17 protein-coding genes are annotated in these 12727 nt (G+C 54.9%); 10 read left to right on the plus strand and 7 right to left on the minus strand.

The window, feature by feature from the left end; all coding sequences use genetic code 11:
- Positions 1-86 precede the first annotated feature (86 nt).
- The 3 genes from CU102_RS30975 to CU102_RS08515 all read right to left on the minus strand — a co-directional run bounded on the left by CU102_RS30975 (position 87) and on the right by CU102_RS08515 (position 3589).
- Positions 87-467, minus strand: coding sequence for an alpha/beta fold hydrolase (locus tag CU102_RS30975; protein WP_106710673.1), 381 nt, complete (start codon positions 465-467; stop codon positions 87-89).
- A gap of 129 nt (positions 468-596) precedes the next feature.
- Positions 597-968, minus strand: coding sequence for a COG4315 family predicted lipoprotein (locus CU102_RS08510; protein WP_106710674.1), 372 nt, complete (start codon positions 966-968; stop codon positions 597-599).
- Between the two features lie 143 nt (positions 969-1111).
- A complete protein-coding gene (locus CU102_RS08515; RefSeq protein WP_245425270.1) occupies positions 1112-3589 on the minus strand; it encodes an autotransporter family protein in 2478 nt (825 codons plus the stop codon).
- Between the two features lie 444 nt (positions 3590-4033).
- Between CU102_RS08515 and CU102_RS08520 the strand changes: the two genes are divergently transcribed.
- Positions 4034-4279, plus strand: a complete 246-nt coding sequence (locus tag CU102_RS08520; protein WP_106710676.1) for a hypothetical protein — start codon at positions 4034-4036, stop codon at positions 4277-4279.
- A 10-nt stretch (positions 4280-4289) separates the two neighbouring features.
- Here the strand turns inward: CU102_RS08520 and CU102_RS08525 are convergent, their stop codons facing one another.
- Positions 4290-4832, minus strand: a complete 543-nt coding sequence (locus CU102_RS08525; RefSeq protein ID WP_106710677.1) for a flavin reductase family protein — start codon at positions 4830-4832, stop codon at positions 4290-4292.
- Between the two features lie 354 nt (positions 4833-5186).
- Here CU102_RS08525 and CU102_RS29750 point away from each other — a divergent pair, with 354 nt between their 5' ends.
- Positions 5187-5342, plus strand: coding sequence for a hypothetical protein (locus tag CU102_RS29750; protein WP_166648336.1), 156 nt, complete (start codon positions 5187-5189; stop codon positions 5340-5342).
- A 217-nt stretch (positions 5343-5559) separates the two neighbouring features.
- On the plus strand, positions 5560-5712 hold the full coding sequence (locus tag CU102_RS29755; RefSeq protein WP_166648335.1) for a hypothetical protein: 153 nt from the start codon (positions 5560-5562) through the stop codon (positions 5710-5712).
- 229 nt (positions 5713-5941) lie between these two features.
- Here CU102_RS29755 and CU102_RS30980 read toward each other — a convergent pair whose 3' ends face one another.
- A complete protein-coding gene (locus CU102_RS30980) occupies positions 5942-6637 on the minus strand; it encodes a host attachment family protein (protein WP_342588745.1) in 696 nt (231 codons plus the stop codon).
- Between CU102_RS30980 and CU102_RS08535 the strand changes: the two genes are divergently transcribed.
- From CU102_RS08535 to bfr, 7 genes are all read left to right on the plus strand, one after another.
- On the plus strand, positions 6636-6815 hold the full coding sequence (locus CU102_RS08535; protein ID WP_106710797.1) for a hypothetical protein: 180 nt from the start codon (positions 6636-6638) through the stop codon (positions 6813-6815). The two genes, CU102_RS30980 and CU102_RS08535, sit on opposite strands and share 2 nt — an antisense overlap.
- Positions 6816-6918: 103 nt before the next feature.
- Complete coding sequence (locus CU102_RS08540) at positions 6919-7281, plus strand: putative quinol monooxygenase (RefSeq protein ID WP_106710798.1); 363 nt, start codon at positions 6919-6921, stop codon at positions 7279-7281.
- Positions 7282-7711: 430 nt separating this feature from the next.
- Positions 7712-8020, plus strand: coding sequence for a hypothetical protein (locus tag CU102_RS08545; RefSeq protein WP_106710678.1), 309 nt, complete (start codon positions 7712-7714; stop codon positions 8018-8020).
- A gap of 303 nt (positions 8021-8323) precedes the next feature.
- Positions 8324-8569: a hypothetical protein gene (locus CU102_RS08550; RefSeq protein WP_106710679.1), complete on the plus strand. Its 246-nt coding sequence runs from the start codon at positions 8324-8326 to the stop codon at positions 8567-8569.
- Between the two features lie 145 nt (positions 8570-8714).
- Positions 8715-9176: an iron-responsive transcriptional regulator RirA gene (gene rirA, locus CU102_RS08555; RefSeq protein WP_106710799.1), complete on the plus strand. Its 462-nt coding sequence runs from the start codon at positions 8715-8717 to the stop codon at positions 9174-9176.
- Between the two features lie 674 nt (positions 9177-9850).
- The gene (locus CU102_RS08560) at positions 9851-10162 is read left to right on the plus strand and encodes a (2Fe-2S)-binding protein (RefSeq protein WP_106710680.1); all 312 of its coding nucleotides are present in this window, start codon (positions 9851-9853) and stop codon (positions 10160-10162) included.
- Positions 10128-10613, plus strand: a complete 486-nt coding sequence (bfr, locus tag CU102_RS08565; protein ID WP_106710681.1) for a bacterioferritin — start codon at positions 10128-10130, stop codon at positions 10611-10613. Before CU102_RS08560 ends, bfr begins: the two co-directional genes overlap by 35 nt.
- 67 nt (positions 10614-10680) lie before the next feature.
- Here bfr and CU102_RS08570 read toward each other — a convergent pair whose 3' ends face one another.
- Positions 10681-11748, minus strand: coding sequence for a BMP family ABC transporter substrate-binding protein (locus CU102_RS08570; RefSeq protein WP_106710682.1), 1068 nt, complete (start codon positions 11746-11748; stop codon positions 10681-10683).
- Positions 11749-11805: 57 nt separating this feature from the next.
- Positions 11806-12726, minus strand: coding sequence for an ABC transporter permease (locus CU102_RS08575; RefSeq protein ID WP_208113799.1), 921 nt, complete (start codon positions 12724-12726; stop codon positions 11806-11808).
- Position 12727 lies beyond the last annotated feature (1 nt).

Raw genomic sequence — 12727 nt, forward strand, 5'->3', positions numbered from 1 at the left:
GCCTAAACGTCTCATACCAATGGCGAATTGACACCAACCAAGAGACCCTGGCTTTCTTGTGAAAACTTAGGGTATTAGCGATGTCGTCATGGCGAAGAATACACAGGGTTCTGGATGCAGCCGGGCGCGCTCTCTTCTTCCTCCCGATGATCGCAATCGCGGCGTTCGGTGTCTATTTCTTTATCGCGAATCCCTATTACTTCACCTCGCCATAGCGGCGCCTCGGCCACCTGGCCGCCCCAAATATCGGCATAACCGAGACCGCCATGAATGAGCAGCACCGGCGGGCCTTTGCCATATACCGCATAGTACATCTCAATGCCGTTGACCGGCGCGGCACCGCTTTTCTCGGCGGCTGGCGGTAGCATTGGGTCGGGAAGCTGCTCCCACCGTTCTGCCGCTTGAGCGGTCGAGCCGATCAAAGCGAAGAACAACGCGAACGAAAATGCAAAGGTCTTGAGGTTCATGATTTCTTCCCATCCGCAGAGATTTCACCATTCTCGAAGATCAGCATGTTTGGGGGATGCGTGCAACCGGAACGTGCAAGCAAAAAGGCGGCCCGCTGGAGCCGCCTCTTAGCATTAAATGAAGCGTCGTTACTTGGCCAGGTGCCAGACGCCACCTACGCCCTCGCCGGTCATATCGCCCGCCTTCTTGTCCTTTACGAACATGTATAGCGGCTTGCCTTCATAGGCCCACATATCCTTGCCATCGGCATCCTTGACGAGTGACCACTCGCCTTCCGCCTTGGCGCCGGTGTCAGCGTGGAATGGCGGCCAGTTCTGCATGCACTTGGCATCGCAGTTCGATTTGCCTGCCGTGTCCTTGTCGAAGGTGTAGAGCGTCATACCCTTTGGGGTCGTCATGACCTTGCCCATCTTCGTGTCCATCATTTTCACTGGTTCTGCCGCAAAGGCAGACAGGCCGCTGACAGCCAGTATTCCCATTGCAATCAGGATGGTTTTCATGTCGTTCACTCCCTCTTCCGGGATGGCCAGCGGGGCGCTGGCAGTGCCCGTTTATTTTTGCGAACCAAGCCGCTCGCCTGTAACGAGAGTGCGCCAGATTCTGATCCGAATTGAGGCATCACAAAAAGTTTAGCCTGTGGTTCCTACCACTTGACGCGCAGTCCGATATTGCCTTCGAGTATGTCCCGTTCGCCACCATCGACGTCGAACGTATAGTCTGCGACCGCGAAGGCGCTGACGTTTTTCGTGAAGTCATGCGTGACACCGGCGCCGAACTCCAGGGAGGTGGATTCGAGTTCCGTCGTAAGCGCGTCGCCGCCAAACAATACCGCGTCCGTGCCACTGAAATTGTGCCAGAGATTGGCCTTTACGTAAGGCTGGAGAAGGCCTGACGAGGTCTGATATTTGCCCTGCAGCCGGAAGCCAAGCCGCCCAGTGAAACCGTCATCGGAATCAAATCCGACGTCCGAAAACGCGTCCGATTCATCGTCCAGTGACAGATGGTTCCAGATCAGTTGCGCCTGCGGCTCCAGTGTCCAGCTTTGCGAAAGCGCAACCGGGTAACCGCCTTCGAGCGATGCGGTAAAGCCCGATCCGCCAAGATCGATCCCGACACCTCTCTCGGACGTTGCATCGCCGCCGAACCAGGAACCCATGAGGACGCCGTCCAGATACCAGCCGGATGGGCCGAAGTGAGTCCAGTAACCACCGAAGCTCGTCGTATCGAGATCCATCGAGCCGACTTGCACATTGTTCCAGCCGACGGCTTGACCTGTGACATCGGCATTGAAGTTCGAATAAGCGAAGAACAGGCCGGCTACGTCGCTATGTCCGCCTTCGCTTTCCCGGCCGAGCATGTCCAGCCCCATCTGGAAGCCGTAAAGGTTGCCATCGACGCTCGGGTCAACCGTACCGCTCCAGCTCTGCTCATGCGACTGTCCGAACACGCGGCCCCACGCTGCGGAGAAATTTTCCTCGGACTTCGTAATGCTCTGTTCGCCTCGCCGCTCATGAAACGTGCCGAGCGTCGCCAGCATTGCTTCGCGCGCAGCTGGCGGCACAACGGCGTAGGTAGCCGCTTCGACGCGATAGAGCGGTATAGCTTCGCCTGGCTCCCCCACAACCGGCGTGGCGCCGGGATTCGGCGGTTCAACGCCAGGTCCGGGCGGTTGGATGACATCATCATCGGCGTCCACCCCGGGCACAGCGGTAGTGCCCGGGAGGATCGATGATCGCAAATACCAGTTTTCCCCGGAACCGGCGGAAACGCCGCCCCTGAAGAGTGCGTATTCGAACGCGCCAGCCGCAACAGCATTGCTGAGCCCGAACGCCGACGCGGATGTGGTCGCGCCGTTGACTGCCTGGACAACGAGAATGCCGTCCTGAACAGTGGCGGCGCCCGCACCACCAAGGTTGGTAACCTCCAGGCCCGTTGTGCCGCTTGCTGTTCCGCCGGAAATGATAAACCTGTCCGAAGCAGACGAATCGTCGCCGAGCACGGTCTGCAGCCGAATTGCACCGCCACGGCCGGTATAATTGCCAAGGACGGTGAATGTATCTGTGGCGCCGCTCGAACCGTTGGTGAGGTCGATTGTCCCGCTATTGGTAACGTTGACGAGCTGGCCGCCTGTGAATGCCGCGATCGCAGCGTTGACGCCATTGCCCGCAAGCAGCGTGCTGCTTGCATCGATTGCAAAGCTGCCGGTTGCTGTTCCGCTGTCACCAAGGACAAAATTGCTGTCAAGCGTGAAGGAGGAGCCACTGGTTAGTGAGACGTTTTCCCAGTTCACGTACCGGCCGGCAGTGGTGGCGCTGGTGTTTGCAAAGGTCAGCGTGTCCGTGCCTGCCCCGCCATTGAGTGATGGCGTCGAGGAGAGCGTCGCCTCGGTGAGGTTTTGCAACGTACCCGTGTCGTTACCCGCTCCTAGATTGATCGCCCCGCCGATCGTGCCTGCTGTATCCCATGTGAACTGATCACTGCCGCCGGCGGTCGTCACCGTGCTGCCAATCGATCCGCCCGTGACGAAAATGCGGTCATCGCCACTGCCCAGATCAACAAATGTGCCGATTGAACCACCTGAAAGAATGAACAGATCCCTGCCCTGCGCCGCGATCACGAAACCGTCGATCGTCCCGCCCGACATGCGCATCTCATTGTTGGCCTGTTCGAGGTTGACTTCGCCGATGCGCCCGCCCGTCATCGTGAAGAAGTCGCCTGCGAAGAATTGCCCGACAATCCAGCCGCCGCTGACAGTCGCGGTATCGAGCTCGCTGCCCTGTTCCACCCTCTGAACGACACCTCCCGTCATGATGAACGTGTCCGTACCGCCATTCTGGAAAATCGTGCCGTTGACGGTGCCACCGTTCAACTCAAGCCGATCATTACCGGCACCCTCACTCAGATCGCCGTTGATGGTTCCGGAGTTGATAATGACCGTGTCTACGCCGCCGGCGAATGTAACTGGACCGGTAATCGTCCCAGTCCCGCCCGTCGGCATGGTCAACGAGTTGTTGCCGCCCGTATCTGTCAGCGGCCCCCCGGTGCCGCTGTCGCAAATATAGGTGTCGTTTCCTGCCGTCGGGACGAGTGTACAGGCTGCTACGGCAGATTGATTCGACATGATCAAGGGGATGAGAGAGACAGAAGAAAGCCAAGTAATTCGCGTACACAAGCGATAAGACTTCATGTATCCTCCCAATAACAGTTATAAGATGACATGAATTGCTTTATTTTGACTGCAATTACAGTGACACAACAACGAGTTTCGGTGGTGCAAAGTAGAGTCAGAATCGGAGTTGCGCAACCAAAGGATTTATGAACTTACAGTGAACATTCGAACTGTGGTAAATGCGCCTCACTTTGTTCGATCCAAAAGTACTACTATTGGCATGCAGAGCCGTGTATTTCGGATAATTTACATTACATTCAATAGTCATACTAATACTCAGAAATACGCAAGGAGCGACCGCCAGATGGCCGTTGTTGGTCACAACAAGCTTCATTGACTGCATCTGGATATTCCGTTGTAATCCGGCCCTGGCGCGGACCGGCGGGAGAGCAGACAATGGATCGTTACGAGACCTTCGCAACCTGGATCTTCATTGTATTCGGCGCGCTGATTGTTGGCGGTCTCATGGCGTTTGGGATCACGATGGATGACAAAGCCACTTTTCTGTTTGCGTTGGGTTCCGCCTGCGCCGCGTTCCTTCTCGGCTTTGCTGTTATTTTTGATCAGCCGCGGCTCTACGGCCTCATCCTGTTTGTGTCGATCGCACTGGTTGCCGGTTCGATCACCGCCTTAGTCACTTGACGGAGGAGCTTCATTTTCCTGCCGGCGCCGCAATACGGCGGTAAGCGCCATGCCAATAGATCAGCGGCTCTACCTGACGGCGTAGCGTAATAGCGCGCACCTTGCCAATGAGGATCGCGTGGGAGTGCCGCTCGATGGCATCATCGAGCTCGCAATCAAACACAGTAAGAGCGTCGGCGAGTGCCGGCGTCCCTGTCGCGAGTTCTTGCCACTGGGCATGCTGATAGCGCTCCACCCCCTTGAGACCGCCCCTTCCAGAAAAACTGTCAGCCAGATGCTGCTGGTCATGCGCCAGCACATTGACGCAGAAGCTGCCATGCCGCTGCAGTACCTGCCAGGACGAAGAGCCCCGATTGAGGCAGACGACCAGCGACGGCGGGTCAATCGCGAGTGAGGACACCGACGTGGCCGTGAAGCCAGTCCGGTCGCCGCCGCGGCCTACCGTGATGACACTCACGGCGCCAGCGAGATGCCGCATTGAATCCTTGAACAGATCTGCTTCCACGGTCAGTTCATTATGGGCTTCACGCGCCCCATTCTGGAAGACGGACATTCTTTCCTCATTCATTGGATTGGTCGCCCCTGGGGATGACATTGCAGCACACCTGCATGGCACCCAACCAGATTGCGCTTTGCTCAAGCCGGGCTCATTTCGCGATATGTTTTGCCATTCTGGCGATTTTCCCGGAATTCCAATCCAATAAAACGCACGTACTCCACTGGTTGCGGTAGAGATTGAGGCGGCCTGTCCGTTCCAGGGGATGCTCCCTCGGAGCATTTAATTCCACCAGTCGCTGTTCTGGCGCAAAACGTTACCCACTGGACGCTCACAATTACAATCTCTATCGTATTAATCGTGTATGGAATGTCCGAAAATCGGACCACGAACAAAGTGAGACGGTTTCCGATGGCCTCTATCGATTATGCAAGCACGCGCAACACAACCTATCTGGGTATCCGCGGCATTCTGAAAAGCAGGATGGACAAAGGGCTCGTCATCGTCGTGTTTGTAATGGCCTTTGCATTTCACCTGGCGGTTCTCTTCAATCTGTTGCCATCATAAGGGGTCGCCGCGCCATGCCTTGAGCAACCGTGATTCGGACGGTGAAAATTTTCTTGAAAGAGGCTGGAACCATTTCGCTGTAGAAGCATTTTTACAAAACTGGTTCCCCCAAACCAGCCTTGGCTAACCCCACAAGCCAAAAGCAGCCCAATCCTCATGCCCCTTGAGGATTGGGCTTTCCGCATGAACTATTCGGCACGGTCACGTGGAGGAAACAATGACAATTGAAAATGCCAGACATGCGATCGAAGCGGCAATCCATAGTGGCGATTTCAAGGATATGGGTGTTGCTGTCTTCAAGGCGATCAACGCTTTGGAAGAGCGAATCAAGCGGCTGGAAGAAGAGGTGGAACGCCTGAAGGTCAAGTAAAAAATGGTTCAGTTAGCCATCTTATCCTTGAATTTGGCGTCACTTGTGGTAGCATTCCGGCAGGTTGAGTGTAGCGGTACCTTGAGCCTGCGCCGCACTGAAACGATGCGTGATATTCTTATCCAGAATCCAGTTTGTTAGAGCCAAATCAAGCCTCAACTCGCGAAACCCCTACCCCGTCCGGCAGGGGTTTTGCATGTGTAAGATCAAGTATTTATCGAACTCTCCCTCAGCTCTCTTGAACGATGGCCTGAATATCGTTCGTCGAATGATTTGTCAGGGTTTTTGGTATTTCGCTGACGATCTTATCTGAGACTTCCTTATGGAACTCTTGGCGCAATTCGCCGAGCATGAGCGGCGGCGCAACGATAACGAGCCGCTCGAACTCTCCCTTGTGCGCATGACAGTAAAGGGCGTCGGCGATTTCCTTGGCAAAGCGTTTCTTGGAGATCTCGTGCCAGTCCGTATCATCCACGGCGCTGCGCCCAAGGCCAGGCCCGCTGGAAAAACGTCCGGGCCTGTCAGTGCCCTGATCTCTGGTGGCGGGGTTGGAGTGGTGCAACTGGTGGATAATGCCGAGCTGAACGTTACTCATGTCGTGTTTGTTGCGCAGGAAAAGTGCTTTTTCGCCGTCTGCGACCAAAACCCAAGTGTGACGGTTCAACATGACATTTACCATCTCAGACTCCGGCGTATACGTTGTCATTTGAAGTTCCTTTTTAATGGAGTTTCGCACCGTTGGAAATCGTGTCGCGCTCATGAATGCAGCGATCTTTTGATTTGAACATCGACAGACATTCGACGCTGCCAACAATGGGACAACGTCCGCCGGGTCGTACATGTTCCTTTTTTTGTTTTGATGCTGGCGGACAGCGTGCGAAACTCGTGCGGCATAGTGAACAACCATTGGAAAAGTAATGGCCATGAAACTAGTTTTATCGATTGTTGCCGTGCTTTTGGTCATCATGGGCGCCATCTGGTCCCTGCAGGGACTGAGCCTGATCGGCGGCAGTTTCATGGTCGGTCAGATGCGCTGGCTTTATATAGGATTGCTGACGATCGCAGTCGGCATCGGCCTTCTCTTCTTTGCCAGGAAGTATTGATGACTGCAAAGTCAATCCGCGGACCGCTTTCATTCCCGCTTTATCTGGATTTGTCGTTTGACGGCTGTTAGACACGTTTGGAGGAATGGGAGGCGAACTATTTATGACCGCATTGACGATTATTGTTGAGTTCGAAACACGCGAAGGCCGTGAAGACGAATTCATCACGCTTATTCGTGAGCATGCCAGAAAGACCTTGGAAGAAGAGCCCGGTTGTTTGCGCTTCGAGGTCATCAAGCCGATTGAACGCGACGGAACGCCGATACCGAACAAGGTCATGGTCAACGAGCTTTATGCCAACGAGGCCGCGGTCACAGCGCATGAAAACAATCCGCGCCTGGCGAAGGTTCGGGCCGCCAATGCTCCGCTGCTGATATCGAGCCGGCTGATTCTGGCGCAGTCTTTGAGCGCAAAAGCCGCGGAGGGCATGACACCGCAAGAACTGAACGCCAGCAATGACGATTGATGCGATGCGCTTTCACTCTCGACTAAAGTTCAGTGACATGATGCTGGGAAAATATGCGATGACTGTTCAGCATCAATATTACCATCGGACCATCAAATGTCGCCCCGAAAGAATGCCATGCTGAAAACAATGACCGTAGCGTTGCTCCTCCCCTGTGTTCTCGGAACATCAGGTTGCGGCGCTATGCGGTGGATGAGCGAGAAGCCGGCTCGTACGTCCAGCTGTGCCGGATGGAACAAAATTCGTATCAAGCCGGAGACCGCCGTATATCTGGTCAAGAACGACTTCTCCGCAGGCATCGACATCGACTCGCACAATCTCAATGGTCAGAACAACGGATGCTGGAAATAACCCAGTAGTCGACATTCGCGGGAACCAAACGCCATAAATGACGTTCCACCTTTCTCATGCAAATGGAAGGAATGTTGAAATGGCAATGGATGTATCGAAAGTGCGCGAGACGGTTGAGGATGGTCTGGAGAACCAGATCGCTAGCCTCCGCGCGGAGCTTTCTGCGATCAGCAAGTCCCTTTCCGATCAAGGGTTTGAACTGCCGGATCGGGCCAGATCAACGTACGTCAGCGCGAAGCGCCGTGGCCGTAAGGCGGCCCGCTTCGTTGGAGATGAGGCCCAGTTGGCCGCTGATAAGGCCAGGGAACACCCGCTTGCTACCGTCGCGATCATATCGGCGATTGCAGGAATTGGCTTGCTCGCTGGCATGGGTGCCTATCGGCGTTGAGCGCCCCTTGAAACGCGCCCTATCGTACACTATCTCTGGTTCAGAAATTCGCTTCCGCCTGTGACCACGGATGTACTGGCACTGGAGTCGAGGCGAATTCGGAAAGGTCGGGAGTTCCCGGCCTTTTTTGTTGCCCATTGCACACATCGCGAAACGCAAGTGTCGGCATCCGCCGTCTCAGGTTGCTTTCTTATGCTTGAACAGTTTAAGAAAGGTCCACTGTCGGCCTGATCGAACCCAGTCAGGTCAAGCGCGGGATTTGTCTGCACTGCAGAGCGCAGATGTTGAGAGTGAGTTGCCTGAATGGACAATTTTGAGAAGTACGCCCTGGCCCTGATGGTCGTCTTTGGGGCCCTTATCATCGGCGGCCTCATGGCTGTCCACATTGCCTGGGAACATAAGGCGGGTTTTCTCTATGCTTTGGGCGCGGCCGTTGTGGTCTGGGCTGCCGGGTTCGCTGTCCTCTTCGACAAGCCGCGTCTCTATGGTTTGCTGCTTCTGATCGCAACGTCACTGATCACGGCTTCTGTCGTCGTGCTAGTCCGATAATTCCGCTGCTCCATTCACTGGTGAGCGCTGGCATCAAAATATGAAGCCCGGCTTCATATTTTCCGTTTACTTTATCAAGAATAATTCTAAACTGCGCCCCACATTGAATGTGCATGCCCGGTATCGGGTTGAAAGAGATATTCCCATGCGACTGACAAGACAGACAAACTACGCCATCCGGATTCTCATGTATTGTGCCGCCAATGATGGCAATCTGAGCCGGATCGGCGAGATCGCGCAGGCCTATACCGTATCCGAACTGTTCCTGTTCAAGATCCTTCAGCCGCTCGTCGAAAACGGCTTCATTGAAACGGTGCGTGGCCGCAACGGTGGCGTGAAGCTGGGCAAGCCGGCCAAGGACATCACCCTGTTCGACGTTGTCCGTGTGACTGAAGAAAACTTCGCTATGGCTGAATGCTTCGAGAATGACGCGGCCGATTGCCCGCTGATCGACAGCTGTGGTTTGAATGCAGCGCTGCGCAAGGCACTCAATGCCTTCTTCGAAGTTCTCGCCGATTATACGATCGAGGATATCGTCGACAAGCGCGATGTGCGTTCCCTGCTCGGGATCGACGTCCTCGAAAAGCGCCTCGCGACGGCGAGCTGATCCAGCGTTCTTGGACGCGAGAGACCGGGTTGGCATTCGCCGTTCCCGGACTGATCAGCGCATCCGCAACACCCTTACCGCAGCCGTTTCATGAGCGTACACGCCGCTTCGATTCAGCACCGTGTTTCGAACAAGAACATACGGTTTTGGTACAGGTTCGGGTGAATCACGTCCTGGAAAGTTCGATTCCCGTACAAGGTTCTCCACGCTGCGTTGCAATTTGGTTTAGTTCGGTTGCAAATGTCGCGCCGCCCAGATCCCCTCGCCTAGCCGGTTACCCTCATGAGACGTTTTGACACAGGCTGTTCGGCGGGCGAATTTTGCGGGCAAAAAGCCAAACCTGATTGAATTGGTTATGTTATTCACCTAGTTTAGAATAATTCTAACTACTTGAAATCACGACATATTCTCACCATATGGATTTGACAGCGTTCTGACAAACCGGTTTTATGGCGTCAGCGTTATGGAACGCATGACCTTTAATGTTTGGGCCTTGAACCCTTGCGATTGGAGGAGCCATTGTTTGGTTCGAAAGTATCACCCGATCACGGGACAGTATCTCTTGGTCTATGCGTAGAAAACGCTTTCATATCAGTAGTTTATGCAAGATTTGATGTCTCTGCGGCATCGGACGGGTATTGTGTTTTTGCTCGTGAGTACGGCGTCGGCGCAAAATGCTAGTTTGTCATTGCAACATCATCACCCAGAAAGAAGTCGAGAATACTATTATTGAACTTCTCGACGCGGACCCTTGGCAACTCGTTGTTCCTGCAAAAGTTTACCATGCCATGAAGAAACGCGGCCGCTGCTGTGGCTGCTTCCCAAATGTCGTTGAAACCATCATAAAGGTGACGGAAGAATATCATCTCCGCCACGGTTCCGACGATTCTGATGCAGTTTCGTTCATCGACCGTGTCCGGTCACTGCGTCACGAATACGGGAGTTCACGACATGAAGGGCGACAAAAAGGTCATCGAGCGGCTTAACGAGGCACTGTTTCTCGAATTGGGGGCCGTCAACCAATATTGGCTGCACTATCGCCTTCTGGATGACTGGGGTTACACGAAGCTCGCCAAGAAGGAGCGTGAGGAATCCATCGAGGAGATGCACCACGCTGACAAGATCATTCAGCGCATCATCTTCCTGGAAGGTCATCCGAATTTGCAGTCGATTGGTGCACTTCGTATCGGTCAGAACATCAAGGAAGTCCTCGAGGCCGACCTCGCCGGCGAGTATGACGCCGTCAAATCCTACAAGAAGTCTCGTGAAATTTGCGATCAGCTCGGAGATTATGTCTCCAAGGAACTTTTTGACGAGTTGCTGAAGGACGAGGAAGGCCATGTCGACTTCCTTGAAACGCAGATCGACCTCCTGAATGCTATTGGTGTCGAGCGCTATGGCCAGCTCAATGCGGCTTCGGCCAACGAAGTAGAATGATCAGATCCATCGCTGCGACAATAAAAAAGGGCGCCACTGGCGCCCTTTCATTTTTTGGTCTGGCTGATTATTGCGGCAGCTTGTCGTCAACACCCGCGACATAGAAATTCATGCCGAGAATGGTCTTGTCGTCAGCGGTCTCACCGGCCTTCAGCCATTCGGAACCATCCTGCTTCTTGATCGGGCCGGTGAATGGCTTCAGCTCTCCGGAGGTGATCTTGGCCTGTGTCTCTTCAGCGAGCTTCTTCACGTCGTCCGGCATGTTCGTGTAGGGCGCCATGACCACCAGGCCTTCATGCATGCCGTGGAAGACATTGTGGGTTTTCCAGGTGCCGTCGAGCACCGCCTTGGCGCGTTCGATGTAGTATGGGCCCCAATTGTCCACGATCGAGGTCAGCTGCGTTTCAGGTCCAAATTTGATCATGTCGGACGCCTGTCCGAAAGCCTTGATCTTGCGTTCCGCCGCTACCTGCATCGGCGCTGTCGAGTCCGTATGCTGCGTGATGATATCGACGCCCTGGTCAACGAGCGCCTTGGCGGCATCTGCTTCCTTGGCCGGGTCGAACCAGGAGTTGGCCCAGATGATCTTGATCTTGAAGTTCGGATTAACCGATTGCGCTCCCAGCATGAACGAATTGATGCCTTGGACGACTTCCGGAATGGGGAACGAACCAATGTAACCGGCAACACCGGTCGTTGACATTTTTGCGGCGATCACGCCTTGGACATAACGGCCCTCGTAGAACCGCGAATTGTAGACGGCGACGTTTTCGGCGGTCTTGTAGCCCGTCGCATGCTCAAACTTCACGTCGGGGAATTTCTGCGCCACCTTGATGGTGGCGTCCATGTAGCCGAACGAGGTCGTAAAAATCAGCTTGTTTCCGGCTCGTGCGAGGCGTTCGATCGAACGTTCCGCGTCGGCACCTTCCGGCACGTTTTCGAGGAACGTGGTTTCGACCTTGTCGCCCAGCGCTTTCTCCAACTCCTTGCGGCCCTGGTCATGCTGGTATGTCCAACCGAAATCGCCGGGTGGTCCGATATAGATAAAGCCGACTTTCAGCTTTTCTTGAGCATTTGCTGCACCCGCGACAGCAAAGCTCGTCGCGATTGTCAGCGCCATCATCAGTTTTTTCATCTTGAAGTTCACCTCTCTGTTAAACCGATTGTGATGTCTTTTTGGTCTTGAGCCGCCTTAACGGTCTGGCACGAAGGGTTTGCCGAGCGATGTCGGCGTATTCATCAAGGTCAGCCGCTTGTTCCGGGAAATCAGCACAAGGACGACGATCGTCGCCAGATAAGGCAAGGACGACATGAATTGCGACGGTATGCCGATGCCTAGCGCCTGTGCATGCAGCTGGCCGATACTTACCGCGCCGAAGAGATAGGCGCCGGCAAGAATACGCCATGGCCGCCACGACGCAAAGACCACCAGCGCCAGCGCGATCCAGCCCCTGCCCGCAGTCATGTTTTCCACCCACTGCGGCACATAGACCAGCGAAAGCTGCCCACCGGCAAGTCCAGCACAGGCACCGCCGAACAACACAGCAAGGTAACGAATGCGGACAACGGGAACGCCCAGGGAATGGGCCGACGTGTGATTGTCGCCGACTGCACGCAGCGTGAGGCCTGCGCGGGTCTTGAACAGGAACCACACCACGCCAATCGTCAGCAGGATGGAGATGTAGAAGATTGGGTCCTGTCCGAACAGGAACTTGCCGACATATGGCGAATCGGAGAAACCCGGAATGTACAGCGACGCCATCTTCACACCCGGTAAGCCAACGAAGCTTTCGCCGATCATCGCGGATGCTCCGAGGCCAAGCAAAGTCAGTGCCAGACCAGTTGCCACCTGATTGGTGACCAGCGTCAGCGTGAGAAAGCCGAAAAGTAGCGAAAATGCTGCGCCCGCTAGGATTGCCGCAACCATGCCAAGCCAGGCCGAACCTGTGGTCTGGGCAACGGCAAACCCCGCGACAGCACCCATGACCATCATGCCTTCGACACCGAGATTGAGCACGCCGGAGCGCTCGACAACGAGTTCGCCGAGTGCTGCGATGAGAAGCGGCGTTGCCGCCGTTGCTATCGTCAGGAGTATGGCCTCGAACATCGTCATT

Source organism: Phyllobacterium brassicacearum (genome assembly GCF_003010955.1).
Lineage (GTDB): Bacteria > Pseudomonadota > Alphaproteobacteria > Rhizobiales > Rhizobiaceae > Phyllobacterium > Phyllobacterium brassicacearum.